Genomic DNA, 25369 nt, shown 5'->3' with positions numbered 1-25369 from the left:
TTCGACAACTCGAATGCCCACCGGCAGGGAGTTCAATCCGGCTTATTTTTGGCAGTTCTCACGACGTACTAAATGGAGTGGTCTTTGTTTTTCGGGGTATGTGTCTCCGCTTTATCCGGCGACCCGGCGACGTGCCTCGGCGGTCAGAATGTCCGCCGCCCGGGCGAGTGCATCCAATCTGGACAGCGTCTTTTCTGAGGTGGGAGCGAGGACGTCGTCATTCTTGCCGACGATCCAGTCGCCCGCGGCGAAGAACGTTCCGGCCTTCACCTCGTCGAGCCGGGCGATCACCTGATCGGTGAGGAGCAACCGGCCCTCCTCCGAGCTCTCCTTGCGGCGGTCGCCGAGCGCGCGCATCGAGAGCAGCGGCAGCCCGGCGGTCGGGTGCCGGACGGCGAACGCGGTGCCCGGCGAGCCGCCCGTCTCCGCGTACTCGAAGACGTGGAACTCGCGGCTGTTGCGCTGCCCCGACGCCAGGTAGGCGGCGCCGGGCGAGCCGGCGTCGAGGATCGGCAGGCCGAGCCGGGTGATCAGATCGGCGTCGCGGCGCTGGAACGTCGTGGCGTGCGCGGCGGCGAACCGGGGCCGGCCGCGGCGCACCCGGACGCTGGAGACGATCCAGGCCAGGCCCCAGAAGAAGAACAGTGCGCCGGCCAGCGAGACGATCGTGCCCCAGACCGGGTGATCGGCGAGGACGAGGCTGACGCCGCCGTAGAGGGCCGCGGCGCCGATCACCGTGCAGACGATCCGGGCCCGGATCGGTGCCTGCGGCTCAGTGACGCCGAGCGGTGCGGGCCGGGTGGCCGGCGGGGCGATCGGCGTCGCCGGGCTGCCGGCCGAGGCTCGCCGGTAGTCGTCGACGCGGGCCTGCTCGGCGGCCGGGTCCTCGGTCGTCAGCGCGGTCACCAGCCGCCGGCCGAGCTCGACCGTCTCGTCGACGAACCTCTCGATCCGCGCCGGTGACGACTGCGGCGCGCGGGCCCGGACCAGCCGGTTGCCGTCCGCCGCGAACGCCGGCACCGAGTAGTCCTTCGGCTTGACCCCGAACCGGGCGATGAGAAACGCGCGCGCCTCCGGCCCGGTGTCAGCGCTGAACGGGTCGTTCTCGCCCTGGGTCACGACCATCCGCGGCACCGGGACGGGCAGCGTGACCACGCACGCCTCCTGCTCCTCCCGCCCGGGCCGCAGATAGGAGAAGAGCTGGAAGGGTACGGCGTCGCGCTGCCCGGTGACGATGTCCCGCGCGGCCGGGTCGCCCTGCACGTAGGCCGGCAGATGCGCGTTCGCCGCGCCCATCGGGTCGGACTTGACGTAGACCCAGTTGTGGCGGCCGGCGACCGCGCGCCGGCCGGCCGGGGTCCGCAGCACCACGACCATCCGGCGGATCGCGGAGAGCAGCAGCAGCCCCGCGATGCCGAGCAGGACGTAACCGGCCCACCGCCAGTACTTGTCGCCGCGGGCCAGGTCCTCCGGCTGGTTCTCGTCGGAGAACCGCTGCACCCGCTCCTCGTAGGTGCCGCGCACCGCGTCCGAGCCGCGGCCCCAGGCGATGCAGTTGTCGCCGGGCCTCATCACCTTGCCGTCGCACTGCGGCGAATACTCCTGGATGAGCTGCCGGGACTCACGCACGAGTTCATCCCGGGAATGGGTGTTGCTGCTCACGATCAGCCAGCCGAGCCACCCGATACCGAGGGCGACCAGCGCCGCGACGAGGCGCCATCGCGCGTTGGAAGTCATGGGCGTCACCCTAATGACATCGAGCAACGGAGATATTCGTTTGCCGGGGCCGGAGCCGGGAAACCCGCCGGTGGTGACCTCGCAGAACCGCTGGCAGGCGATGAGTGTCGCCCTCGTCGCCGGCTTCATGACCCTGCTCGACGTCAGCATCGTCAACGTGGCGCTGCCGTCGATCCGCGCCGACCTCCAGCTGGGCTCCGGTGAGCTGCAGTGGGTGCTCTCCGGCTACGCCCTCACGTTCGGCCTGCTGCTCGTGCCGGCCGGCCGTTACGGCGACGCCCGCGGCCGGCGCAACGCCTTCATGCTCGGCCTGGCCGTGTTCACCCTGGCCAGCGCGGCCGCCGGGCTGGCCACCAGCGCCCTGTGGCTGATCATCGCCCGGCTCGTCCAGGGCGCCGCCGCGGGAGTGGTGAACCCACAGGTCTCCGGCCTGATCCAGCAACTGTTCGAGCCGCACGAACGGGGCAAGCCGTTCGGCCTGCTCGGCGCCACGATCGGGATCTCCACGGCGGTCGGACCGCTGCTCGGCGGCCTGCTCATCCAGGTGTTCGGCGCCGAGCAGGGCTGGCGGTGGATCTTCTACATCAACGTGCCGATCGGGCTCGCGGCGATCGTTCTCGGTCATCGGTGGATCCCGGCGCGGCCCCGCCAGGAGCGGTCCCACGACTCGCTGGACCCGATCGGCGTGGCGCTCCTCGGGGTCGGCGTCTTCCTGCTGCTCCTGCCGCTGGTGCAGGAACGCGAGTGGCCGGGCAACGGCAAGTGGCTGCTCGTCGTCGCGGCGGCGGCGGTGCTCGCCGGTTTCTGGACCTGGGAGCGGCGCTTCGGACGGCACTCCACGTCCGTGATCGATCTGGACCTCTTCCGGGTACGGTCGTACGCGCTCGGCGCCCTCGTCGGCGTGCTCTACTTCGGCGGCTTCACGTCGATCTTCTTCACGTACACGCTCTTCCTGCAGAACGGGCTGCACTACACCGCGTTGCAGGCCGGCCTGGCGATCACGCCGTTCGCGCTCGGATCCGCGGTCACCGCGGCGATCGGCGGGCGCAAGGTCGACCACACCGGCCGTACGCTCGTGGCCGCCGGCCTGATCACGGTCGCGCTCGGCCTGGCCGGCACGGTCGTCGTCCTGTACGTCGTCACGGGCAGCGCCGCCGGCTGGGCCACGGTGGTCCCGCTGCTGGTCGCGGGCCTGGGTAGCGGACTGGTGATCAGCCCCAACCAGACGCTGACGCTCAGCGAGGTGCCGGTGCGCCGGGCCGGGAGCGCCGCCGCGGTGTTGCAGACCGGGCAGCGCATCGGCGCCGCGATCGGGATCGCCGGGGTGGGCGCGGTCTTCTTCAACCGGCTCGCCCACCACGACGGGGACTGGGGACTCGCCTTCCGGACGTCGCTGACGGTGACGATCGCCTTCGTCCTGGCCGCGCTGGTCGCCGCCGGCACCGACGTCCTGGCCGGGCGCCGGCACCACGATCAGGAAGTCGCGGCGCGCTAGCGCCCCGTGGACGCTCGCGTATGCATCGGGGATGCGCGGCCATGGTCCGTCCGGCCGGACGACGGTGGACTGGGGACATGACACAGCGATTGTTCCTCCTGGCCGCGCTGCTCTCCACAGGACTGATGGCCGGGGTCTTCTTCGCCTTCTCCACCTCGGTGATGCCCGGGCTGCGCACCGTGGACGACCGGACGTTCGTCACCGCGATGCAGCACCTCAACGCGTCCATCCAGAACGGCGTGTTCTTCCTGGTCTTCTTCGGGGCGCTGGTGTTCCCGGTGGTCGCCGCCGCGCTGTTCTACCGCTCCGGCGACCGCGCCGCCATGTGGTGGACGATCGCCGCGGCCGGGCTCTACCTGATGGTCCTGATCCTCACCGTCGCGGTCGCGGTGCCGCTGAACGACCAGCTCGCCGCGGCGTCGCTGGCCGACGCGACGCGCGCCCGGCAGGACTTCGAAGGCACGTGGGTGCCGGTCAACCACGCTCGCACGGTGCTGAGCACGCTGGCGCTGCTCGGCCTGGGCTGTGCGATGGTTGCGAGGTGGACACGCTGACCGGGCTGCTCGACGGGCCACGCGCGCGCGGCGCCTTCCTGCTGCGCACGGTGCTGGAGCCGCCGTTCGCGCTGCGCATCCAGGATCGGGCGCCGCTGACCCTGGTCACACTCGTGCGAGGATCCGCGCAGATCATCCACGACTCGCCGGTCCGCCTCGGCCCGGGCGACGTGGCGGTGATCCGCGGGCCGGAGCCGTACACGGTCGCCGACGACCCGTCGACACCCTGGCAGACGATCATCGGCCCCGGTCAGGTCTGCACCACCGTGGACGGCGTGCCCAAAGCACACCTGGGCGTGCGCAGCTGGGGCGACCCCGTCGGCACCGGCACCGAGATGATCACCGGGACGTACCAGTTGGAGAGCGAGGTCAGCCGCCGCCTCCTCGGCGCGCTGCCGGCCGTCCTGGTCCAGCCGGCCGCCGGCACCGACCGGACCCTGGTCGGGCTGCTCACCGCCGAGATGTCCGGAAATGATCCCGGTCAGGCGCTGGTGCTGGACCGACTCCTCGACCTGCTGCTCGTCTCGGTCCTGCGAGCCTGGCTGGCCGGCCCCGACGACGGCGTCCCGGCGTGGCACCGCGCCGGGCGCGACCCGATCGTCGGGCCGGCCCTGCGGCTGCTGCACTCCGCACCGGACAAGCCGTGGACCGTCGCCACCCTCGCCGCGCGGGCCGGGGTGTCGCGCTCGCTGCTCGCGCGGCGGTTCACCGAACTGGTCGGCGAGCCGCCCATGGCGTACCTGACCGGCTGGCGCCTCACCCTCGCCGCCGACCTGCTGCGCTCCCCCGACGCGACCCTGGAGGCGGTGGCCCGGCAAGTGGGTTACGGCAGCGCTTTCGCGTTGAGCGCGGCGTTCAAGCGCGAGCACGGCGTCAGCCCGCAGCAGTTCCGGCGGCAGACCCCGGAAGAGCACTTCACCGCGTACGCCCCCACGTCGTCCCCCGTCGTCGTCCTCGCCCGCCCCTGACCGGCCCGCTCGCGGTCACACCGGACGACCGGTCGCGGATCGACGGCGACCCCTGACCGGCCTGCTCGCGGTCACACCGGACGACCGGTCGCGGATCGACGGCGACCCTCACCGAGGCGGTCGTGCGGGCGCTGAACCCGGATGCCACGCTCGCCCGGATTCGCGGGGACGTCACCGCGACCGGTGGTCCCGGCGCGCTGTGAGCATCTCGTCGAGGCTGGTCAGAGCGGTGTCGAAGTGGGCGGCGGCGAGGATCGGGCCGCCCTGCTCACATCGACCATCATCGCAGCCGACGATCCCGGGCGGTCAACGATCCCGGACCTGGATCCCCAGCGTCTGCGCCAGTGCCGCGGCGGACTCCAGCAGCTGGTCATGGTCGATCACGGCGCCGCGCAGGAAGTCCCAGCCCTCGGCGACGTCCAGCGACCGGGCCTTGCGGAAGTCGAGCTTCTTGACGGCCGCGCGGGTGAACCGGGCCCGGGAGATCGTCGAACCGGGAAAGGTGACCCCGGTCAGCGTCGCCGAGCCGAAGTCCACCTCGGTCAGGTCGCAGTCACGGAAATCGACGTCGTGCAGGCGGGTCGCGCGCAGGTTGAGACTGTCCAGCTTGCAGCCCTGCAGGACGACGCGACGCCAGGTGCCGCCGTGCGCCTGGACGCCGGCCAGGACACTGTCGGTGATCGTGACGTCGAGCAGGTCCGCCTCCGACCACGTCGTGCCGATCCAGCGGGTACGGGTCATCCGCACGTCGGCGAAACGGGCGCTGCCCAGGTCGCCGCCGGTGAACGTGGTCGCGGTGAACGCGCACTCGTCGAAGCGGGTGTTGCCGGCCTCGGCGTCGTCGAACTCGCCGCCGTCCAGGTGGATGCCGGTGTAGTCCTCGTCGCGCTCCAGTTCGCCGTCGAACGGCTGCAGGGTGATCACTCGAGGTACCCCGACGCCTTCTGCACGACGGCGGTCACGGCCTGATGCGGGTCGGCGCCCAGGCTGGCGATCGCGACCAGGCTGCTGAACACGACGTCGGCGAGTTCACCCACCACGTCGTCGACGGTGTGGGTCACGCCCTTGCGCGGGTTCTGGCCCTGCACCCCGATCCACGCCTGGGCCGCCTCGCCCGCCTCCTCGGTGATCTTCAGGATGCGCAGGGTCAGCTCGTTCGGGTCGGTGCCGTTGCTGGCGTCCAGGTGCGCACGCCAGCGGCGGGCCTCGGCCCAGATCAGGTCATCACTCACGCCCGCCATCATGCCCGCCCTGCTCCCCCACCCCGCACCGGCTCGCCTCCACCCGGTCCGCGAGCTCCGGCCCGGCCCGAGCACCCGGCGCGGGTCCCCGTCCCGGCCGGCGCGGGTCCCGGTCCCGGCCGGCGCGGGTCCCGGTCCCGGCCGGCGCGGGTCCCGGTCCCGGCCGGCGCGGGCCTTCCGCGACCCAGCCGCGGACCTCGCGCCGGGGTGACCGCGCCCGGTCACGAACCCGGGAACAGCCGAACCGGTCGACGGGCTCGGGCCTCGCCCACGGGGTCCGGACAGCCTGAACCGGTCGTCCGGGTGTGGCGTTCTGACCGTGCCCACCCACGGAGGCCGCCCTTTCGGGTCTCGCGTTCTGGGCCGCCCGCGGCCCTGCGAGACCCGGAAGGGTCCCCGCGGGAGCGACGGTCCGTACCCCGGCGGAGATAGGCAAAAAGGGTCTTGAATTTGATCTAGTTCTCGGCCGGGAGGCTGTCCATGAAGGAGCTGACGGAGAAGACGGCGCGGCCGGCGCCGGCCGGGCCGTAACCGGGCGGGCTGGTCAGGCCGTTGGCTTCCATCGTCGCGCGGTACGCCTCGAGGAGCCGGATGTGGTATTCCAGCGGGGCGCCGTCGGGGTTGGTCTTGCCCAGGGGCGTGGTCGGTTCCGGACACCACGTGGTGAAGCGCGGGGTGATGCCGCGGGACATGAAGTACTGCAGGCCCTCGGTGGTGGACTCGATCGCCTCGTCGACGGTCCGGAAGCCGAACGGTTCGGCCATCTCGATGCCGGCGACGAAGTTGGGGATGACGTTGCGCGGGCCGAAGATCTCGGCCGAGTCGAGGATGCGGCGGTGCCACTCCTCGCGGCCGACGTAACGCTCCTTGCCGGGGCAGTGCAGCTCGAACAGGCGCTTGTCCCACACCTCGTAGTTCGGGTGGTAGATCTGGATGCCGTAGTCCTTGAAGCGCTGCACGTCGGCCTTGGGCAGGGCCTGGGCGACGACCTTGCCGATCCAGCGACCCGGGAACGCCTCCTCGATGGCCTGCGCGTACTGCCCGTAGAAGTCGGCCTCCGCCTTGCCGCCGACCTGCGAGGTGATGCTGCCGCCGGTCAGCGTGTACGCCGTCGACGTCTTCAGCGTGTCGTGCTTGTCGATGATCGCGAGCGCCTCGAGGACCTCGTCGACCGGCTTGACCCCGGTGTAGGGGCGGCCGGCCGCCTTGTGCTGGCGCCAGTTGTGGTTGATGTCGCAGTACTGGCACTCCTCCTTGGCGCCGAAGTACTGACAGACGCGGAACACCGTGAGGTAGACGAGGTAGCCCCACTGGATGGTGGGTGCGACCTCCATCACCTGCTTGCCGTTGGCGAGGGTGTGCCGGTAGTACTCGGGCATCGGCGGAAGGCCGACCTCGGCGATGGGCCGGTCGTCGAGGAAGAGGGTGAGCCGGCCGTCGGCGTCCGGCTTCACCCGGTACGGCGAGGACGGGTTCGTCCGCACCGACACCACCGTGCGACGCAGGTCATAGGGGCCGCCGGTGAGCACGATCTCCTCCGGCGGGCGGCGCAGCGCGGCCTCGCCCAGCTCGGGGAGGGTGCGGTGGTCGAACGAGAAGATGAAGTACGACTTGGGCTTGACGTCGCCCTTCTCGTTGTCGGTCAGCGCCGAGTCGTCGAACGCCAGCCCGCCACGCAGCAGATCCTCCTTGATCACCGCTTCCCGGGGGACGTGCGGGAAGCGGCTCATCAAGTCCTCGATGAGGTCGGTGCGTGACTCCATGGCTCCTCCTGGCGCTCGGTTCACCCCCAGGCTAGGCCGCCCGTGATCGCGTGACGAACGGCCCTGTCACCAGCGTGATGCTGCTCCCGCTCTTTGCTGAACGGTTTCCGTCGGGATACAGTCTGTTTAACTGAACGCTGCACGTTCATTTAATAGGTGGCCGGCTATGGGCGGGGACGGACCGGGATCGATCCTGGTGGGCATCGACGGGTCGACGCCGTCGTTGCGCGCGGCGGCGTACGCGGTGGGCATGGCGCGCCGGCAGCGCTGCCGGCTGATCGCGGTCTACGTGCGGGCCAATCCCCCGGCGCTGCTGCCGCTGGGCGACGCCGGCGGGTGCGCGACGACCACCGCCATCGAGGCGCAGGACGCGGTGGAGAAAGAGCTGCGCAGCACGTTCGACGAGTACCTTCCGCAGCTCGGCGTGCAGGCGGAGCTGGTGGTGCGCACCGGCGAGCCGTTCACGGAGTTGACCGCCGCCGCGTGCGAGGCGCGGGCCGACGCGGTGATCGTGGGGCGTTCGGCGGGCATGCTGCACCGGATCGCCGGGTCGCTCGCCGGCAAGCTCGTCCGATGTGGGAAGTGGCCGGTCACGGTCGTACCGTAAGCGGATCTTGATGTTGATCTGAAACGGTCGCAACCGAGTCGCAACTCCAGGGTCCACAGGGGCCCCGATCCGGGTCGTCGCCCGGAATCCACGCTCCCCTTCTGCAACTTGTTTGCCCTCAGCCAAGGTCTGCAACCGGGGTGAGACCCGCCGATCGAAAAGGGCGCCCCCGAAAAGCAACCTTGGCGAGAGGCTCCCCCCGATGCACAACCGACTCCGTGCCACCCTCCTGGCGACTTCGCTCGTGGCGTCCTCGCTGCTGATGGGCACCGTCGGCATCGCCTCGCCGGCGCAGGCCGCGGTCACCGCCGACGCCGCCGCGCCGACCCTGGCCGATCGCCTGGCCGCGGTCAAGGTCGCCAAGACCATCAACTACTACCCGTCGGACGCCGGCTGGTCGGCGATGTGGACGAACTTCGACGCCGTCAAGGTCGACGCCGACCTGGCCGAGGCGGCCGAGCTGGGCGCCACCAACGTGCGGGTCATCGTCTTCCCGGACGCGTTCGGCTACCCGACGCCGAAGGTCGAGTACACCGACAGGCTGCGCAAGTTCGTCAGCATCGCGGACTCCTACGGCATGACGGTCAAGCTCACCCTCTTCGACTGGTGGGCCGGTTACAGCGAGGTCGCCCGCAGCGTCGCCTGGGCGCAGGCGATCCTCGGCCCTTACTCCGACGACCCACGGGTGATCGCGGTCGAGGTGAAGAACGAGTTCCAGCCGGACGACACGGCCGCCGTCACCTGGGTCAAGCAGATCATTCCCGCGGTGCGGGCGGTCGCCCCGACCATGCCGCTGACGCTCTCGGTCGACGGCGGCACCGGCGCGGCCGGCATGGCGAAGATCAAGTCGTCGCTGGTCAGTACTCCGCTCGACTACTACGACTTCCACTTCTACGGCAACTCGGAGCGTTCGCTGGCCGAGATCCGCAAGGCGCAGGCCGCCGTCTCCCCCAGCCCGATCGTGATCGGCGAGACCGGCGTGAGCAGCGGCGCGACCAGTGAGGGCGAGCAGGCCGCCTACCTGGCCCGGGTGTTCCGCGCGGCGACCGAGGCGGGCGTCGGCTCGGTGGCGCCGTGGACGCTGAACGACTTCTCGGACGGCGCGATCCCGGCACAGTCGATCGTGTCGACGATCCCGGCGCAGTACACGTTCGGCCTGTACCGCGCCGACGGCACCGCGAAGCTCGCCGCCTCGGTCGTGCGGACCGCGTGGACCACCGGCACGATGCCGAACTCCTACCTCAACCTGGGCTTCGAGGCGCCGGCGAACGAGCTGACCTGGAAGGTCAACCAGCCCGACGCGGGGGTCGGCACGGTCGTCACCGGCACGGCGCGCACCGGCACGTACTCGCTGAAGTTCGCCGGCACCACCCGGACCAGCGCCGGCCTGCCGTCGATGCGGACCGCCCCGATCACGCCGGTGCAGCCGAACTACAAGTGGCGGGCCGAGGCCTACGCCCGCGGTTTCAACGCGACCGGCATCACCGAGATCTCGCTGAGCTGGTTCGACGCGAACGGCAAGTGGCTCAGCGAGACCACCTCGAACCGTCTGCCGGTCGGCAACACCACCTGGACCAAGCTGGTCGTCGACACGGTCGCCCCGGCCGGGGCCGCCAGCGTGCAGTTGCACCTGAAGTCCGCCGACAACTCGGGCATCGTCTACTTCGACGACGTGGCGATGTCCTGACTGACCCGATAGATCGCCCCGGCCAGGTCATCACTCACGTAGATGGCCCGGTCGGGGCCTTGCACTGCCATGACCGGGCGGCCCCAGCGGTTGCCGCCGGCATCCTGGAACCCGCCGAGCAGTGTGCGCTGCGGGCCGAGGTTCCCGTCCGCGTAGGCGAAGAACGACACCTCGGGCGCGCGCGGCGGTTTCCGGTTCCACGAGCCGTGCACGCCGACCAGCGCGCCCGCCCCGAACGGCGCCGGCAGCGACGCGAAACTCAACCCGAGCGGGGCCGAGTGCGCCCCCATCCCCTGCTCGATCCGCGGGAGCGCCGCGCAGTCGAGCTCGGAGCCGTCACGGTTGAGCTGAACATCGCGGTCCCAGTCAAGATCAAGATCCGGATTGCAGTACGGCCACCCGAGGTCCCGCCCCTGCGTCAACTTCGCCAGCGGTTCCAGCGGATGGTCGTTCACATAGTCCGGCTTCACCTTGCCGTCAGCCGGGTCGGCGATGTTGTCCCGGTTGTTGACGGCCGTCCACACCGCGCCGTCCGGGGCGATCGCCAGCCCCGTCCCGTTGCGCACGCCCCGGGCGAACACGGTGGGAGTGCCACCGCCGGGCGGGGCCTTGAGAATCGTCGCGCGCTCCGGGCCGGCCGCACGATCCTGCGCCGACACGTTGCCGGTGGAGCCGACCGACACGTAGATCGAGCCGTCCGTGCCGATCGCGACACTCTTCAACGCGTGCGCGTAGGCGCCGCCCAGCTCAGGGCTCTTCGCGTCGGGCAGGCCACCGACCACCACCTTGCGCCCGGACACCGCACCGGCGGCGTAAGTGAAGGCGTTGACCTGATCGCTTTCGGCCACGTAGAGCGTGTCGCCCTGGAACGCCAGCCCGTGCGGCTGGTTCAGCCCCTGCACGAGCGTCGTCTGCTGCGGCGCCGCACCCGGGGTGAACGCGACGACGTCACCGAACTTCGGGCGCGACACCAGCAACTTGCCGTCCGGCGCCCAGGCCAGCAGTCGTGCCCCGGGCAGGCTCGCCCAGAGCGCGACCGACCAGCCGGCCGGGGCCTGGATCCGGTGATCGGTCCCGCGGACGGTCATCGTCGTCAGCGGGCCGGCCGCCGGGGGCGTCGGGGCCGCCGGAGCGGCCGACGTGGAGGTGCAACCGACCAGGACGAGCCCGGCGATGCCGGGCAGAAGGCCACGCACAACCGAGTTCATCCTGCGACGGTACTGACTCGTCGCGGTGGGCACCACGCGAACGGGCGGGCTGCCGGGTCGGCACGTCCGGGAACGTCTGGCGCGCCCAGCCCGCGAAGTCCGGCAACACCACGCCGAAGTGGGTGAACGCGCCGCCGCCCGGCGACACGGCGAGGCGCAGTTCGCGCCGGCCCGGGCGAGATCGGTGAGCCCGTCGTCGGTGAGGTCGCCGCTGACCTCGGCGATGATCACGCCGAAAGGGTGGAGCACCGTCGCGATCTCGCCCCGGAGGAAAGGCCCGCCGCGCGCCTGCCCCGCACAGCGACCGGAAAGAACGCGACGAGCATGGGGTCCGCGAAGGCGTCCGGTGTTCGCAGTGACCTTCGCCGACGGCACGGCCGAGGTGTTTCCGGCGAACCGTGGCGACTGCGCGCCGCCCCGGGCAACCGGGGAATCCGATCCGTTAGACTCCGCGGCCAGCAAGATCCACTATGGAGTGGATCGGTCCCATACGCGGAGGAAACATGGCGATCAACGCCGACCTGCACAAGGTTCTCGACAAGGCCTGGCAGGACAAGTCCCTCGAGGAGATCCTCGACGCCCCGGTCGAGGCTTTGGCCGGCGTCAGCGCCGCCGGCGGCAAGTCGATCCGTGACGCGCTGGGCGTCAAGACCATCGGCGAGCTCGGCCGGAACAAATACTTCAAGGCCGCGCAGGCGCTTGCCGCGCTCGCCGACGCCAGCTGAGCCGAGCCCCCTCACGGGCGGCCCGGGCCCTCGCCGTCCTGGCCGACGCCGGCTGATGCCCGCGGTGGGGTATCCCCCAGGTGCCCCACCGTCGCCAGCCCGGCCGCGCCACCCCGGCCGCGCCACCCCGGCCGCGCCACCCCGACCCCCGCACTGCACGACCCCGCACTGCCCCACCTCGCAGGCGCCCGGCTCACGGCGGCAGGGCTCACGACCGCCCGACTCACGGCAGGCCCGACTCACGGCAGGCCCGACTCACGGCAGGCCCGACTCACGGCAGGCCCGACTCACGGCAGGCCGGCTCGCGGCGGGACCGTAGAGTGGTCGGTCGCGCATGCACCAGGAGGAACAGCGATGACCATTTACGGCCAAGGCGGCGTGAACGCCCGGGACAGCCGCCGCCTGCACCCCGGCGTTTTGGCCCTGGTGGCCGCGGCCACGGTGGCTGTCGTGGCGGCCGGGGTCTACTTCGTCATGCGCTCCCCTTCGCCGCCCTCCACTCCGACGCCTGTGGCCGCCGCCTCCTCCGCCCCGGTCGCGTCGTCACCGGCCGCGGCGCCGAGCCGGACCGCACCGGGCGGGCTGGCCACCGGCTCGTGGCTGGTCTCCCCGGCCGGCGACAAGGAGTCCTACCTCACCGTGAAGGGCGAGTTCGCCACGTTCTCCGAGGTCGCCGAGCCGCTGACGATCGTCGCGGGTCTCGCCGACGACTCGTGCTTCACGTTCCGCGACGGCGACGGCAAGTATCTCCGGCATTTCAACTATCGCCTGCGCTTCGACGCGAAGGACGACTCAGACCTGTTCCGCAAGGACGCCACGTTCTGCGCCGAGGACGACCAGCCGGCCGGTTCGTTCCGCGTCCGCTCGATCAACTACCCGGACTACTTCCTGCACCGCCGCGACGCCGACCTCTACATCGACAAACCGTCCGGCGACTCCTTCGAGGCCGACAGCACCTTCACCCTCCAGGCTCCGGCCGTCTCCTGAGTCGAGGCTCGTTCCCGGCCCCGTATCGGCACCGGCCGCAGCGGCTTGAGCAGCGCTTCCAGCTCGTCGAGATACCAGCCCAGGCCCACCGGCGAGTCGGCGTAGGGCGCGAACGAGATGAGGGCGGGGGCGGGCGCCGGCAGGAAGCTGCCGCCCGGCTCACCGCCGGGTCACGCCGGGCGGAACGTCACCGGAAGCCCCGCGCCGATCGTCCGCACCATCTCGGCGAGGACGGCGTCGCGCTCGCCGGGCCGCCGGACCGCCCAGGTGTAGTCGCCGTCGGTGCTCACACAGAGCACGCGGTCATCCCCGGCAGCCGGCCGGGCCGTGCCGTCCCGCTCGACGTCGACCTCCAGCGTGACGCCGCCCGCGCCGAGCGCCGCCAGGACGGCCGCGAGGCCGGCGAGGGTCTCGAAGGTGACATCGACGAAGAGGCTGCGACGCACGGCCGAACGACAAAGGTCAGAGCAGGCGACGGACATCGCCGTAGGCGCGGTAGAAGCCACCGCGGGCGGCCTCCCGCACCCCGCTCACCACGAACCGGCTGCCGGCTTCGCGGATCCCCTTCGGGAACTGCACCTGCCAGTCCTGGTGGTAACCCGCGGACAGCACCCGGATCCGCAGCCGCCCGCCCACCTCGACGCACTCGACCAGCACCCCGTCGGCCGCGTCGTGGACGACCTCGACCGTCGTCGACGGCGCGACCGCTTCGATGCGCGGCGGCGCTTTCACGTCCACCGCCTGCGGGACGGTGCCGTCGACGGCCGCCCGGATCGCCGCCTCGCCGGCGTCGATGCAGGCCAGCGTGCCGTCGGTGGTGACGATGTAGAGCCGCTCGTTCCGATACTGCATGGAGAACGCGGACCCGCACCCCGTGGACAATTTCCACAGCCGGGTGCCGTTGGTGTCGAAGCAGTAGATCGACGACGAGTTGTCGCCGGCGAACACGTAGCGCCCGTCCTCCACGGTGGCGCAGGAGTAGACCGCGGCGTCGCACCGGTAGACCTGGCGCTCCCGCCCGTCCTTGCCGAGCTCGACGACCTGCCGGGTGGACGTGCCGGCGTAGAGCGTGTCCCGTTCCTGCCAGCCGAACAGCACCGGCCCGGTCTTCGTGTGCCACCTCTCCTTGCCGGTGCGCCAGTCGTAGCTGGTCACCCCGCCGGAGTGCCCGTGGTGCACGGCGGTCGCGTCGCACCGGACCATCCAGGCGGAGTTGCCGCGGCCGGGGCGCTGCCAGAGGAACTCGTCCTCGTGGTCGATCGCGGAGATCCCGCCGTTGGCGTCGGAGACCCCGAGGACGCCGTCATGGATGTCCAGCCAGTAGATGTCGATCTCCGGGGCGATCCGGTAGGCCAGGCGCGGCACCTTCCCCGACAGGTCGTAGACGTTGCCGTCGTCGCAGCCCGCGTAGATCCAGCCGTCGTCGGCGACGATGCACTTCACCCCGTCGGGCAGGCGGAACTGCTGCCGCACGGTGGCGTCGTGCCCGAGGGTGGTGATCAGGCCGCTCTCGTTGCCGACCATGCACACGTCGTCGTCGACGAAGATGCCGAACGCGGGGCTGCCCGACGCGTAGCGCCACAGGATCGGCGCGCGCGTCGCCGTCGAGCGGGTGCTGACGATGTGCCGCCGTGACACGGAACGTTTCTGCCGGCCGCCGAGCACCGCCGTCGCGTACCCCTTGCGGACCTTTTCCCCGATCTTCTTCGACGCCTCGGCCTTCGCCTTCTCCGGTGTGGTGAACGACGACCGCTTGGTCTGGCCCTGGTCACCGATCCGCCCGTAGCGGATGGTCACCTCGGTGTCGTCGACGGTCACCTCGTAGAACTTGTGCGCACTCCCGCCGTCTTCGGAGAGTTCGAGGTACGTCGTGTCGGCAGGCATCGGTGCCACCTTTCGCCATGGTCGGCCGGAAGATGCGGAAACCGTAGCGAGAGGGTCTGACAAAACTTAGGACGGCGTCGTGACCAGGGCGGATCGTTGCTCGGCAACCCCGGCGAGACGGACCAGCCCGGCGACGTCGACGGCCGGATCGGTGCTGGCCGTCCAGATCACCGAGCGCCCGGTCAGATAGACGATCTCGGCGCGCCCGTCCCGGCTGCGCTCCAGAGTGACCGGATCACCGTCGAGCACGGTCAACGTCGAGAACCCACAGTCCTGGGCGGCTTGCGCATAGGCATCCGCGAAACTGCTTCCCGCCGCCGAGAAGACGATTTGCTCGCGAACGGCCGAGCCCACCGCCACCTGCAACCATCCGCGCCCGCCGAGCGCGTACAGGTTCCGTTCGGTCGTCCACGGAAACGTCCCGCACCGGTCGGGCCGCCCCGCGACCCCGCCACCGCACGTGTCGGCGCCGAGCACCGTGTACTGCACGCTCGTGCGCCCGTCGACCGGCACGTCCGCGGCCACCAGCGTCGCCCCGCCGGGGACGGACCCGGTCACGCCGCAGGCCCCGGGCGGCGCCGGTGCCGTCGTGGCCACCTCGGGAGTGACCTGCGGCTCGGAGCAGGCGGCGAGGAGCAGAACGGCGACCGCCAGCACGGCCACCCCGTTGCCGGACATCGAGATCCTTGATCGTCGGGACCTTTGTGGACGGCCCGAGCCTATCGACCGGTATCCCCTTTCCGTAAGACATGTCGGAAAGTCGATCGGTCATTGCAGAGCGTCCTATGCATCAATTACTTTGCATTCATGACGGACGTCCGGCCGGTCGAGGCGCTGCGTGCGCTGGCCCACCCGATGCGGATGCGCATCCTCGGCTCGCTGCGCCTCGACGGCCCGGCCACCTCGGCGATCCTGGCCCGGCGGCTGACCACCGACTCCGGTCAGACCAGCCATCACCTGCGGATGCTGCACAAGCACGGGTTCGTCGACGAGGCGCCCGAGCTGGGCCGGGGCGTGCGCGGCCGGGAGCGCTGGTGGAAGGCCGCGCAGCCGACGACCACGCTGCCGGGTCAGGGCGACGAGCTGATGACGGCGCTGAATCGCGCCGCGCACGCGGTCTGGAGCGACCTGGCCGAGACATTCCACGCGCAGGACTGGCCGGCCCCGTGGCAGGAGGCCGCCGGCTTCGGTGACCAGGCGATCCGCACCACCCCGGAGGGGCTGGCGGCGCTGCGCGCCGAGGTGCGCCGGGTGATCGACGAGCACGACCTCGGGCCGGACGCGCCGGGCGCCGAGACGGTCGTGCTCGCCGTGCAGGCCTATCCGTATCGGACAGCGGAGTGACCTCGCTCTGGCGCAACCGCGAGTTCAACCTGCTCTGGGGCGGCCAGGTCCTCTCCGAGCTGGGTGACGCGGTCGCCCGGTTCGCGCTGCCGTTGCTGGTGCTCTTCCTGACCGGCTCCGCGGTGCAGGCCGGGGTCGTCGGCACGGTCGGTCAGGTCACCTCACTGGTCTGCCGCCTGCCGGCCGGCGTGCTGGCCGACCGGGTGGACCGCCGCCGCGCGATGCTCGCCGCCGACGCCGCCCGGCTGCTCGCCTGCGGTGCCCTGGCCGCGCTGATCGTCACCGGTCACGCCCACCTGTGGGTGATCATCGTGGTCGCGGTGGTGGACGCCGGCGCCGGCACCGTCTTCGGCACGACCGAGCAGGCCGCGCTGCGCAGCATCGTCGCGGCGGACCAGCTGCCGGGCGCGGTGGCCCGCAACGAGGCCCGGGGCTACGGGGTGTCGCTGGCCGGCCCGCCGCTCGGCGGCCTGCTGTTCGGGATCGGTCACGCGCTCCCGTTCGTCGGCAACGCGGTGTCCTATCTGGCCTCGATGGTCGGCGTCACCCTGATCCGCCGCCCGCTCCAGGACGAGCGGCCCCCGCAGCCCGAGCGTCTCCGGTCGGCGCTGGCCGGTGGGGTCGCGTTCGTGGCCCGCGAGCCGTTCCTGCGGGCCGTGCTCCTGATCGCCGCGCCGCTGAACTTTGCGGTCACCGGCGTGATCTTCACGATCGTCGTGTCCCTGCAGCGCCAGGGCATCGCCCCGGCGGTGATCGGCCTGGCCGAGACCGTGATCGGCGTCGGCGGGCTGGTCGGCGCGTTCGTCGCCCCGGTCCTGCAGCGCCGGTTCGGGCTGGCCCCGCTGGCCCGGACGATCTGCGCCGCCGCCACCGCCCTCTTCCTGGTCAGCGCGCTGCTGACCGGCAGCGTCACGGCCGCCGCACCGGTCGCGGTCACGCTGCTGCTGGCGCCGGCCGCCAACGCCGCGCTCTTCGGCCATCTCGCCGCGACCACCCCCGACCACCTGCAGGGACGCGTGCTCAGCGTGATCTTCCTGGGCGCCGGCTCGGCGCAGGCCGCCGCCCCGCTGCTGGCCGGCACCCTGGTCACCCACGCGAGCGGCGCCGCGTCGACGCTCGTCTTCACCCTCGCGGTCGCCGTCGCCACCGTCGTCGCGGCGACGAGCCGCGGTCTGCGGTCGGTCAGGCGAGCAGATCCCGGATCCGGGCGATCGACCGCCGGAAGTATCGGTGGGACGGGGGACGCCTGAGGAAGTCCGCCACGGCGTACAAGTCGATCGTCCGGGAAAGCTCCCGCCAGTCCGGCGGCAGAAAGCCTCCCTCGCCCCGGAACGCCTCGAGGAACGCCTCGGCGAAGCCGGGCGGCCGCGGGTCGCGCAGCATGTTCGCGACATCGGTCAGCGGCGGTCCGCTGAAGGCGAACTCCCAATCCAGAACAGCAACCACTTCATTGCGTACGACCAGCAGGTTCTTCGGATTGAAGTCGCTGTGCACCAGCTGTCGCGAGCCGTGCACCGCCTCCAGCAACGGGGCGTTCCGGGCGGCATGATCGCGCAGCGCCCGCTGTTCGGCCGCGGTCAGGTGACCGTCCGCGTTCCCCTCGGCCAGGCAGCGGTCGACCCACCGGTCGAGCCCCTCGGCCGGTTCGGTCCCGTCGGGTTCCAGGGTCGCGCCGCTGAAGAAGCCCGGCGCCCCGAACGTCACCGTCCCGATCCGCGCGAGGGTCTGCCCCACCGCGCGGCCGAGCGCCGCGGCATCGCCGTCTCCGGCCAGCGCCTCGCCGAGCATCCGGCCCGGCACGAAGCGGGCCAGCAGGATCCGGTCGCCGGTGGCGATCACCTCGGGCACCGGGACGACCCCGGCCAGTCTATGGGCCAGCGCCGCCTCGACCGGACCGGTGTCGGCGCCGCGAATCGTCCGCAGCACGTAGGCGTTGCCGTCGTCCATGGTCAGCCGGACGTTCTGGTTGCTGTAGCCGCCGGTCAGCTCGCGGGCCTCGACGACCCGCCGGCCGGGCAGCGCTTCTCTCTCCACCCACTCACGCCACATCGGCATCAGTCTGCCGCATCCTTCACCGCGGCCCGCCGGGTGCGCCCTACCGTAAGATCATGAGCAGCGCATCGCCCCGCCGGCTGTTCGGCGATCTGAGCGTACGGACGAAGATCCTGACCGCCATCGTCACCGCTTCCCTGGTGGCCCTCGTGGTCGGGCTGGTCACGCTGGTCGCCCTGAAGCGGGCCGCGGATTCGGCGCAGGCGATCTACGACAACAACGTCGCCAACATCGATCAGGTCGGCCAGATCGACACGGCGATCACCAGGGCCCGGCTCGACCTGGCGACGGCGGCGGTCGCGCCGGACGACGCGACCAGCATCAAGTACAACAAGGCGTACACCGCGGACCTGGCCACGGTGCAGGCCGCCATCGACAGCTACGTCGCCGGCACCTTCGCCGCTGACCAGGTCGTCGTCGACGACCTGAACGCGAACTGGGCGGCGTTCGTCACCGCGACCCAGGACAAGCAGGCCGCGGCCGCGGCGAACAACGACTACGCCGCCTGGACGCAGATCAACGAGCAGACCATCGGGCCGCTCGCCGCCAAGCTGGAAGCCGACGTGGCGGCGCTGAGCAAGGCCGAGCGCGACGACGCGTCCGCCTCGGCCGCCTCCGCGCGGTCCCGGTCGTCGTCCAGCCGGATGCTCTCCATCACGCTGCTGGTCCTGGGCCTGGCACTCGCGCTCGGCCTCGGCGTGCTGGTGGCCTCGGCGATCATGCGGGCGCTGGCCCGGGTCCGGACGGTCTGCGACGCCCTCGCGACCGGCGATCTCACCCACACCAGCGGGCTCACCTCCCGCGACGAGCCCGGTCAGATGGGCCGGGCGCTGGACACCGCCATCGGCCGGCTGCGGCAGACCGTGTCCACGATCGACGAGTCGGCCGCCTCACTGGCCGGCGCGACCGAGCAGATGTCCGGGGTGGCGGTGCAGATCGCCGCGTCCGCGGACCGGACCGCCACGGAGGCGCAGTCGGTGTCGGCCGCGGCCGAGGAGATCTCCCGCAGCATCGCCACCGTCTCGGCCGGCAGCGACGAGATGGGCGCCTCGATCCGGGAGATCTCGCAGAACGCCGCCGAGGCGGCGCAGGTGGCCGGGGAAGCCGTCCGGCTGGCCTCCACCACCACCACGACGATGAGCAAGCTGGGCGAGTCCTCGGCCGAGATCGGCAACGTCATCAAGGTGATCACGGCGATCGCCGAGCAGACCAACCTGCTGGCGCTCAACGCCACCATCGAGGCGGCCCGCGCCGGTGAGCTCGGCAAGGGCTTCGCCGTGGTGGCCTCCGAGGTGAAGGATCTCGCCCAGGAGACCGCCCGGGCCACCGAGGACATCTCCCGGCGGGTCGAGACGATCCAGACCGACACCGCCGGGGCGGTCACCGCGATCGAGCAGATCAGTCAGGTCATCGGCCGGATCAGCGACTTCCAGACCACCATCGCGTCCGCGGTCGAGGAGCAGACGGCCACCACCGCGGAGATGAACCGCAACGTGGGCGAGGCCGCGAACGGCACGTCGGAGATCGCGACCACGATCAGCGGCGTGGCCGAGGCGGCCCGCGTGACCAGCGAGAGCGTGGCGCAGTCCCAGCAGGCGGCCGATGAACTGGCCCGGCTCTCCACCGAGCTCAGTGGACTGGTCACCACCTTCCGTCACTAGGTCGCGCCCGGGCGGGCCTGCGGGCGGACCCGGCCCGGCGGGCTGTGGCAGGATCGGTCGGGAGGTGAGGCGTGTGAGGACTCGGCTACGGCAGCTGCGGCACGGCTCCCGGGTCTTCACCTGGCGGGCCGAGATCCACCATGTCCGCGGCGACCGGGACTGGCACCGCTGTGTCCGGGTGCGGGTCTGGGGCACCGGCAAAGCCGGGCAGGCACTGCAGGCCGACCTGTTGTCGCTGTTCGTGGGCCCGTGGGGCTGCGCCACCGACGGTTCCTACCCCACTCCGGCCGACGTGCGGGCGCTGATCCTGTTCGCCCTGCGCACCGGGTGGGACCCGTCCCGCCGCGGCGGGACGTTCGCGCTGACCGAGACGCAGCATTCCGACGCGTTCGCTCTGCCGGATTTCGTGCTGACTGATCGCTTGCGGACACCGCACGGCGCCGACCCGACCGACCGGGTGCTCGCCTTCCACGCCCGCCAGCGGGGCTGAGAGGCCGATGACGTCGTCGCGGGTGCCGCCGCTGGCCCCGGAGGTGCAGGCCGCGGTCGCGCACGAGTTCCGGCTGGGACGGGTCGTGAGCTGCTCGGCGGTGCAGACCGGGGTGATGAACCTCAACTGGCAGTTCACCACCGACCGCGGCACGTTCGCCGTCAAGCGCCTGACCGACCGCTCACCGGAGGCCGTCCGGGTCGGCCAGAGTCTGCTGCCACGGCTGGCCGAGCGTGGCTTCCCGGTCGCGTCACCCCGCCTGACCGGCTCCGGCGACGCCATTCTCACGATCGGCGATGCCGCGTACGCCGTGAACGACTGGATCCTCGGCACCCATCCCACCGGCCCGGAGTTGCCTCGCGCCGCCTGCACGGCGCTCGGTGACCTGGTCGGCCGGCTGCACCTGGCCCTGACCGAGCTGTGCCCGCCCGCGCCGCGGCAGTTGCCCGACGAGCCGTCCACGGCTGCTCACGCCCGGGCCGAGCTGCACCGGTTCGCCCGCCTGTCGGCGGAGTCCGACGGTTTCGCCCGCGACGAGATCGCCCGCCGCCTGGAACTGCTCGACACCGTCGAGGATCAGCAGCCACCGGCCGGCGACGTCACTCCGTGCGGCTGGACCCACGGCGACCTGAATCCGCTGAACCTGCTGGTCCGCGACGGTGCGGTCGTCGGCCTGCTGGACTGGGACCGGCTCGGCGTCCGGCCGTACGGGCTGGAGGTCGTCCGCACCGCCACCATCCTGTTCGGCCAGGATCTGGACCGCATCGCCGCGTTCGCGCAGGGGTACCGGGGCCGCGTCCCGATCGGGCTCGACGACGCCGCCGACCGCCGCTGGTGGACCCTGGCGACCGAGACGTGGCAGCTGGAACGCCACTTCGCCGGCGACTCCTCGTGCGACCACCTGCTGTCCCGGCGCGGCGGCTACCTCTACTGGTGGACCGGCCACCGCCGCGAGGTGAGTGCGGCCCTCGCCGCCGGGTCCCGCTGAGCCGGGTCCCGCCGAGCCGGGCGCCGGTCAGTGGCGGGTCAGCCGGCCCAGGCCGAATCGGCGCCGGGGCACCGGGTCGAAGTCCTCCGGGGTCGCGTCGTAACGGTCCTCGAAGGCGGCGGGAATCATGATGCCTTCCGGGTCCATGTCCTGGAATGCCATGTCGAGGCGCCGTTCGTCCCACTCGGAGTCGGCGGCCAGGGGCAGCTCGCGGAAGACGCCGGCCAATCCGTTGAGCCCGAAGTACTCGCAGGCCTCGACGGCCGCGTCCAGGTCGTCCGGTTCGAAGCCGACCGCGGCGGCCGCCGCCCCGCCGTTCAGCATCGTGCCGTGGACCAGCAGCAACGCGCTCAGGTGCCGGTCGCCGGGGCCGCCGCCCTGGTGGGCGCAGGCTCGTTTCCACACCGCGTCGATCACGTTCATGCCACTGATCATGGCGGGCCGGGAATCCGGTTGACCCGGATTCGGCCGTTTCGGTAGACCCGTCCCATGGCCCTCATCACGGTACGGGAATTGACCAAGGAGTATGTGCGGGCACAACCGGTGCAGGGCCGGTTCGCCGCGGTGCGGACGCTCTTCACCCGGGAGAAGGAACGCACTCTCGCCGTCGACCACATCGACTTCGACATCGACGAGGGGGAGATCGTCGGCTATCTCGGGCCGAACGGGGCCGGCAAGTCGACCACGATCAAACTGCTGACCGGGGTGCTGTGGCCGACGAGCGGGACGGTCGAGGTGGCCGGGCCGGACGGGCCGGTGGTGCCGTGGCGGGACCGCAAGCAACTGGCGTACCGGATCGGTGTGGTGTTCGGCCAGCGCAGCCAACTGTGGTGGGACCTGCCGCTCGTCGAGTCGTTCCGCCTCGTCGGGGCGCTCTACGACGTACCGGATGATCGTTATCGGAGCAATCTGGCGCGCCTGCGCAAACTGCTGGACCTGGACGAGTTCCTGCACACGCCGGTGCGGCAGCTGAGCCTCGGGCAGCGGATGCGCGGTGACCTCGCGGCCGCACTGCTCTACGACCCGCCGGTGCTCTACCTCGACGAACCCACGGTCGGGCTGGACGTGCTGGCCAAGGAGACGGTGCGGTCGTTCGTCGACGAGGCGAACCGCAGCGGGCGCACGACGGTGCTGCTGACCACGCACGACCTGAACGACGTGGAGCGGCTGTGCCGGCGGATCCTGCTGATCGATCACGGACGGGTGCTCTACGACGGGGCGGTCGACGGGCTGATCGCGCGGTACGCGCCGTACCGCGACGTGCTGGTCCGCCTCGACGGCGAGCAGCCCGGCGGGGAGCGGCTGGACCTGGGTGGTTTCGTCGGCGAGCGGGAGCACGACGGGCGGTGGCGGTTCCGGGTCGGGCGCGACGAGCCGGTGCATCGGCTGCTGACCGCGGCCGGGGACCGGCACCGGATCCGCGACCTGTCGGTGGTCGAGTCGAACCTGGAGAGCGTGGTCAAGGAGCTCTACCGCGAGCGGCGGCCGGCGTGAGGGTCCGCACGCGAGCCTGGACCGCGTACGTGCGGACGGCGATCGCCATGCGCCTGCAGTACCGCAGCATGATCTTCGCGTCGACGGCGGTCACCCTGCTGTGGATCGTGCTGGTCACGCGTGTGTGGTCGGCCGCCTACCAGGGGCGGGACACGGTCGCCGGGCTGACCCTGGAGAGCACGGTGGTCTACCTGACCCTCGCCAACCTGCAGGCCGTCGTGGTCAACACGCCGATCACCTGGATCATGGCGAGCCGGGTCCGCTCCGGCGAGGTGCTCTTCGACGTGAGCCGGCCACTGGGCTATCCCGGTCAGATGCTGGCCCTGCAGGCCGGCCAGTCGATGATCCAGATCGCGGTGACGGTGGTGGTCGCGCCGTTCGCCGCGCTGCTCGGCGGGCTGTCCGCGCCGGCCGGGGCCGCCGCTGGGCTGCTGTACCCGGTGGCGCTGCTGTTCGGCTGGGTGCTGAACGCGCTGCTGACGCTGCTGGTCGGGCTGACCGCGTTCTGGACCGTCGACAACCTGGGAATCTCGGTGCTGTACCGGTTCGTGGCAACGTTCCTGGCCGGGGCCGGCGTGCCGCTGGCGTTCTTCCCCGGGCCGCTGCGGGCGGTCGCCGAGGCATTGCCGTTCCGGTTCATCGTCTACGAGCCGGCCGCGATCTACATCGGTCAGATCCCGGCGCGCGAGGCGGTCACCGGGTTCGGTCTCGCCCTCGTCTGGATCGTGATCCTTTCCGGTCTGCTGGCCCTGGTCTGGCAGCGCTCGCATCGACGGGTGGTGGTGCACGGTGGCTGACCTGAAGCGTGAGTTCCGGCTCTACCTGCTGCTGCGCGGGGCGTCGCTGCGCAGCGTCTTCCAGTACCGCGGCAATCTGCTGATGATGGTGCTGGCCGGCGCCGCGTACCAGGGAAGTGGTTTCGCCTTCGTCTGGGTGCTGCTGCACACGTTCGGCACCGTGGCCGGCTGGGGATTAGGACAGATCGCTTTCCTGTACGGCATGCGGCTGCTCTCCCACGCACTGTGGCTCGTCACCATCGACGGCGTCGGTCAGGCCGACTTCCTGATCCGCGAGGGTCAACTCGACCGGATGCTGCTGCGGCCCGCGAACGTGCTGTCGCAGATGTCCACGTACACGCGGTCGCTGCTGCCGTTCGGCGACCTGTCGATGGCGATCGTGGTGTTCGGCGTCGCGCTGGTCGTCGCCGACGTGCAGTGGTCACCGGCCTCGATCGTCTTCCTGGTGCTCGCGATCATCGGCGGCGCGCTGCTCGAAGGGTCCGCGGTGATCGTGATCGCCGGGCTGTCGGTGCGCGTGCTCGACACGTGGGCGTACCGGATGATGATGCTCGACACGATCGACACGCTCGGGTCGTACCCGCTGAGCGTCTTCGGGACCGGGGTGCAACGGGTGCTGACGTACGCGCTGCCGATCGCGTTCATCGCGTTCCTCCCGGCCAGCGTGGTGCTGGGCCGGACCGGTCAGCTCGCCGTGCCGGCCTGGCTCGGCCTGCTCTCACCGCTGGTCGGGGCCGGGCTGTTCGCGCTGGCCTACCGTTTCTGGCGCCATCAGCTGCGCTTCTATCAAGGCGTCGGGCACTGACCGGCGGGCGATCCCGGCGAGCAGGTCGGCGACCTGGACGCGCGGGTCGTCCCGGGAGTCGACGGTGACCAGGCCGGCCAGCGGGGACACCCCGTCCGGCCCGGCCAGCGCGCGCTGCAACCGGGTCAGGCGGCCGGCCGTCAGCGCGCTCTGCTCGTCGTGCACGACCAGCACGCGCCGGGCGCCGCGCGAGAAGAACAGGACCGTCTCGGCCAGCGCCGGGAGCAGCGGCTCCAGCGGCGGCGGGATCGACCTGTCCTCGGCGTCCAGCCTGGTCACCACGGCTCGGACGTGGGCCGGGTGCAGCGCGTCGAGAACCGGGTCGGCGGGCGTGCCCCGTACGAGCAGATCCCGGGTCTGAAAGAAACGGTCGACGCGGGGACCGATCGGGCCGGGGCGCTTGGTCCGCGCCAGCTCGGTGAAAGCGGTCAGGAACGCGTCCCAGCCCGGCCCGGTATAACGCGCGAGGGCGTCGGCCCGCGGGTCGCGCGCGAGACTCGTCCCGGCGGCGTAGGACGGCTCGGCCAGCAGCAGGTCCACGATCCGGGTCAGCAGGAAGCGCCTCTTGTCGATCCGGTGCACATGGGCGCGGCCGGTCAGCGCGGCGAAGAACCGGTCCAGCGCGACACCGGGCCGGCGCAGCAACTGGCCGGACTTCAGCTCGTGCGGCGAACCGGCGGGCAGCCCGGCGATCAGCGCGGCGGCTTCCTCCCCGGTCAGGTCCACCCCGGCGTGCGTGATCACCGGCGCGCCGGAGTTCAGCAGGTTGGTGCCGGAGAAGCCGGACTCGTCGCAGGCGATCTCCACCACGTCCCCGGCCGGCACGCCCGACGGCGGCAGCCCGCCCTGCAACGGTGATCGCACGCCGCCATCGTCTGCCGG

At 71.5% G+C, this 25369-nt stretch carries 26 protein-coding genes; 15 read left to right on the top strand and 11 right to left on the bottom strand.

The window, feature by feature from the left end:
• Window positions 1-111 precede the first annotated feature (111 nt).
• Window positions 112-1737 carry a hypothetical protein gene (locus tag ACH442_RS06465; RefSeq protein WP_396336902.1) on the bottom strand — a complete coding sequence of 542 codons (1626 nt, stop codon included), beginning with the start codon at window positions 1735-1737 and terminating at the stop codon, window positions 112-114.
• A gap of 13 nt (window positions 1738-1750) precedes the next feature.
• Between ACH442_RS06465 and ACH442_RS06460 the strand changes: the two genes are divergently transcribed.
• From ACH442_RS06460 to ACH442_RS06450, 3 genes are all read left to right on the top strand, one after another.
• Window positions 1751-3232 (top strand): MFS transporter, encoded by a 1482-nt coding sequence (locus ACH442_RS06460; protein WP_396336901.1) that lies wholly within the window; start codon window positions 1751-1753, stop codon window positions 3230-3232.
• Window positions 3233-3309: 77 nt separating this feature from the next.
• Entirely contained in the window at window positions 3310-3786 is a 477-nt protein-coding gene (locus ACH442_RS06455) for a DUF1772 domain-containing protein (protein WP_396336900.1), read from the top strand.
• Window positions 3774-4754 carry an AraC family transcriptional regulator gene (locus tag ACH442_RS06450; RefSeq protein WP_396336899.1) on the top strand — a complete coding sequence of 327 codons (981 nt, stop codon included), beginning with the start codon at window positions 3774-3776 and terminating at the stop codon, window positions 4752-4754. Before ACH442_RS06455 ends, ACH442_RS06450 begins: the two co-directional genes overlap by 13 nt.
• A 306-nt stretch (window positions 4755-5060) precedes the next feature.
• On the opposite strand, the gene ACH442_RS06445 is transcribed toward ACH442_RS06450, so the two are convergent.
• From ACH442_RS06445 to ACH442_RS06435, 3 genes are all read right to left on the bottom strand, one after another.
• On the bottom strand, window positions 5061-5678 hold the full coding sequence (locus tag ACH442_RS06445; protein ID WP_396336898.1) for a pentapeptide repeat-containing protein: 618 nt from the start codon (window positions 5676-5678) through the stop codon (window positions 5061-5063).
• Window positions 5675-5986, bottom strand: a complete 312-nt coding sequence (locus ACH442_RS06440) for a MazG-like family protein (RefSeq protein ID WP_396336897.1) — start codon at window positions 5984-5986, stop codon at window positions 5675-5677. The genes ACH442_RS06445 and ACH442_RS06440 overlap by 4 nt, the downstream gene beginning before the upstream one ends.
• Window positions 5987-6450: 464 nt before the next feature.
• On the bottom strand, window positions 6451-7758 hold the full coding sequence (locus tag ACH442_RS06435) for a radical SAM protein (protein ID WP_396336895.1): 1308 nt from the start codon (window positions 7756-7758) through the stop codon (window positions 6451-6453).
• Between the two features lie 166 nt (window positions 7759-7924).
• Here ACH442_RS06435 and ACH442_RS06430 point away from each other — a divergent pair, with 166 nt between their 5' ends.
• A complete protein-coding gene (locus ACH442_RS06430; protein WP_396336894.1) occupies window positions 7925-8365 on the top strand; it encodes a universal stress protein in 441 nt (146 codons plus the stop codon).
• Between the two features lie 202 nt (window positions 8366-8567).
• Window positions 8568-10052, top strand: coding sequence for a glycosyl hydrolase (locus ACH442_RS06425; protein WP_396336893.1), 1485 nt, complete (start codon window positions 8568-8570; stop codon window positions 10050-10052).
• Here ACH442_RS06425 and ACH442_RS06420 read toward each other — a convergent pair.
• Window positions 10025-11260: a PQQ-dependent sugar dehydrogenase gene (locus ACH442_RS06420; protein WP_396336892.1), complete on the bottom strand. Its 1236-nt coding sequence runs from the start codon at window positions 11258-11260 to the stop codon at window positions 10025-10027. The two genes, ACH442_RS06425 and ACH442_RS06420, sit on opposite strands and share 28 nt — an antisense overlap.
• 503 nt (window positions 11261-11763) lie before the next feature.
• Between ACH442_RS06420 and ACH442_RS06415 the strand changes: the two genes are divergently transcribed.
• Both ACH442_RS06415 and ACH442_RS06410 read left to right on the top strand, forming a co-directional pair.
• On the top strand, window positions 11764-11985 hold the full coding sequence (locus tag ACH442_RS06415) for a hypothetical protein (protein WP_396336891.1): 222 nt from the start codon (window positions 11764-11766) through the stop codon (window positions 11983-11985).
• Window positions 11986-12339: 354 nt separating this feature from the next.
• On the top strand, window positions 12340-12972 hold the full coding sequence (locus tag ACH442_RS06410; RefSeq protein ID WP_396336890.1) for an AbfB domain-containing protein: 633 nt from the start codon (window positions 12340-12342) through the stop codon (window positions 12970-12972).
• Window positions 12973-13142: 170 nt separating this feature from the next.
• Here the strand turns inward: ACH442_RS06410 and ACH442_RS06405 are convergent, their stop codons facing one another.
• The 3 genes from ACH442_RS06405 to ACH442_RS06395 form a co-directional block, all read right to left on the bottom strand.
• On the bottom strand, window positions 13143-13418 hold the full coding sequence (locus ACH442_RS06405; protein WP_396336888.1) for a hypothetical protein: 276 nt from the start codon (window positions 13416-13418) through the stop codon (window positions 13143-13145).
• Between the two features lie 16 nt (window positions 13419-13434).
• Complete coding sequence (locus ACH442_RS06400; RefSeq protein WP_396336887.1) at window positions 13435-14856, bottom strand: WGR domain-containing protein; 1422 nt, start codon at window positions 14854-14856, stop codon at window positions 13435-13437.
• Between the two features lie 66 nt (window positions 14857-14922).
• Window positions 14923-15534, bottom strand: a complete 612-nt coding sequence (locus tag ACH442_RS06395) for a hypothetical protein (protein ID WP_396336886.1) — start codon at window positions 15532-15534, stop codon at window positions 14923-14925.
• A 129-nt stretch (window positions 15535-15663) separates the two neighbouring features.
• Between ACH442_RS06395 and ACH442_RS06390 the strand changes: the two genes are divergently transcribed.
• Complete coding sequence (locus ACH442_RS06390) at window positions 15664-16200, top strand: helix-turn-helix domain-containing protein (protein WP_396336885.1); 537 nt, start codon at window positions 15664-15666, stop codon at window positions 16198-16200.
• The gene (locus ACH442_RS06385) at window positions 16197-17450 is read left to right on the top strand and encodes an MFS transporter (protein ID WP_396336884.1); all 1254 of its coding nucleotides are present in this window, start codon (window positions 16197-16199) and stop codon (window positions 17448-17450) included. Before ACH442_RS06390 ends, ACH442_RS06385 begins: the two co-directional genes overlap by 4 nt.
• Here ACH442_RS06385 and ACH442_RS06380 read toward each other — a convergent pair.
• Entirely contained in the window at window positions 17383-18255 is an 873-nt protein-coding gene (locus ACH442_RS06380; protein ID WP_396336883.1) for a phosphotransferase family protein, read from the bottom strand. The two genes, ACH442_RS06385 and ACH442_RS06380, sit on opposite strands and share 68 nt — an antisense overlap.
• Before the next feature lie 53 nt (window positions 18256-18308).
• On the opposite strand from ACH442_RS06380, the gene ACH442_RS06375 reads away from it, so the two are divergent.
• The 3 genes from ACH442_RS06375 (at window position 18309) to ACH442_RS06365 (ending at window position 21391) form a co-directional block, all read left to right on the top strand.
• Window positions 18309-19913, top strand: a complete 1605-nt coding sequence (locus ACH442_RS06375; RefSeq protein WP_396336882.1) for a methyl-accepting chemotaxis protein — start codon at window positions 18309-18311, stop codon at window positions 19911-19913.
• 73 nt (window positions 19914-19986) lie between these two features.
• Window positions 19987-20403, top strand: coding sequence for an integrase (locus ACH442_RS06370; RefSeq protein ID WP_396336880.1), 417 nt, complete (start codon window positions 19987-19989; stop codon window positions 20401-20403).
• Window positions 20404-20410: 7 nt separating this feature from the next.
• The gene (locus tag ACH442_RS06365; protein WP_396336879.1) at window positions 20411-21391 is read left to right on the top strand and encodes a phosphotransferase; all 981 of its coding nucleotides are present in this window, start codon (window positions 20411-20413) and stop codon (window positions 21389-21391) included.
• Between the two features lie 27 nt (window positions 21392-21418).
• On the opposite strand, the gene ACH442_RS06360 is transcribed toward ACH442_RS06365, so the two are convergent.
• The gene (locus ACH442_RS06360; protein WP_396336878.1) at window positions 21419-21814 is read right to left on the bottom strand and encodes a hypothetical protein; all 396 of its coding nucleotides are present in this window, start codon (window positions 21812-21814) and stop codon (window positions 21419-21421) included.
• 66 nt (window positions 21815-21880) lie between these two features.
• On the opposite strand from ACH442_RS06360, the gene ACH442_RS06355 reads away from it, so the two are divergent.
• Genes ACH442_RS06355 through ACH442_RS06345 form a run of 3 tightly spaced genes read left to right on the top strand, consistent with a single transcriptional unit; the run spans window position 21881 to window position 24487 of the window.
• Window positions 21881-22885, top strand: a complete 1005-nt coding sequence (locus ACH442_RS06355; RefSeq protein ID WP_396336877.1) for an ATP-binding cassette domain-containing protein — start codon at window positions 21881-21883, stop codon at window positions 22883-22885.
• Window positions 22882-23682, top strand: a complete 801-nt coding sequence (locus ACH442_RS06350; protein WP_396336876.1) for an ABC transporter permease — start codon at window positions 22882-22884, stop codon at window positions 23680-23682. Before ACH442_RS06355 ends, ACH442_RS06350 begins: the two co-directional genes overlap by 4 nt.
• The gene (locus ACH442_RS06345) at window positions 23675-24487 is read left to right on the top strand and encodes an ABC transporter permease (protein ID WP_396336875.1); all 813 of its coding nucleotides are present in this window, start codon (window positions 23675-23677) and stop codon (window positions 24485-24487) included. The genes ACH442_RS06350 and ACH442_RS06345 overlap by 8 nt, the downstream gene beginning before the upstream one ends.
• Here ACH442_RS06345 and ACH442_RS06340 read toward each other — a convergent pair.
• Window positions 24401-25351: a hypothetical protein gene (locus ACH442_RS06340; RefSeq protein WP_396336874.1), complete on the bottom strand. Its 951-nt coding sequence runs from the start codon at window positions 25349-25351 to the stop codon at window positions 24401-24403. The genes ACH442_RS06345 and ACH442_RS06340 overlap by 87 nt on opposite strands.
• Between the last annotated feature and the right edge of the window lie 18 nt (window positions 25352-25369).

Origin of the sequence: Actinoplanes sp. NPDC020271, assembly GCF_044388125.1 — a bacterium.
GTDB lineage: Bacteria > Actinomycetota > Actinomycetes > Mycobacteriales > Micromonosporaceae > Actinoplanes.
The sequence above is the reverse complement of the archived record's forward strand: the minus strand, read 5'-3'. Positions and strand labels throughout refer to the sequence as shown.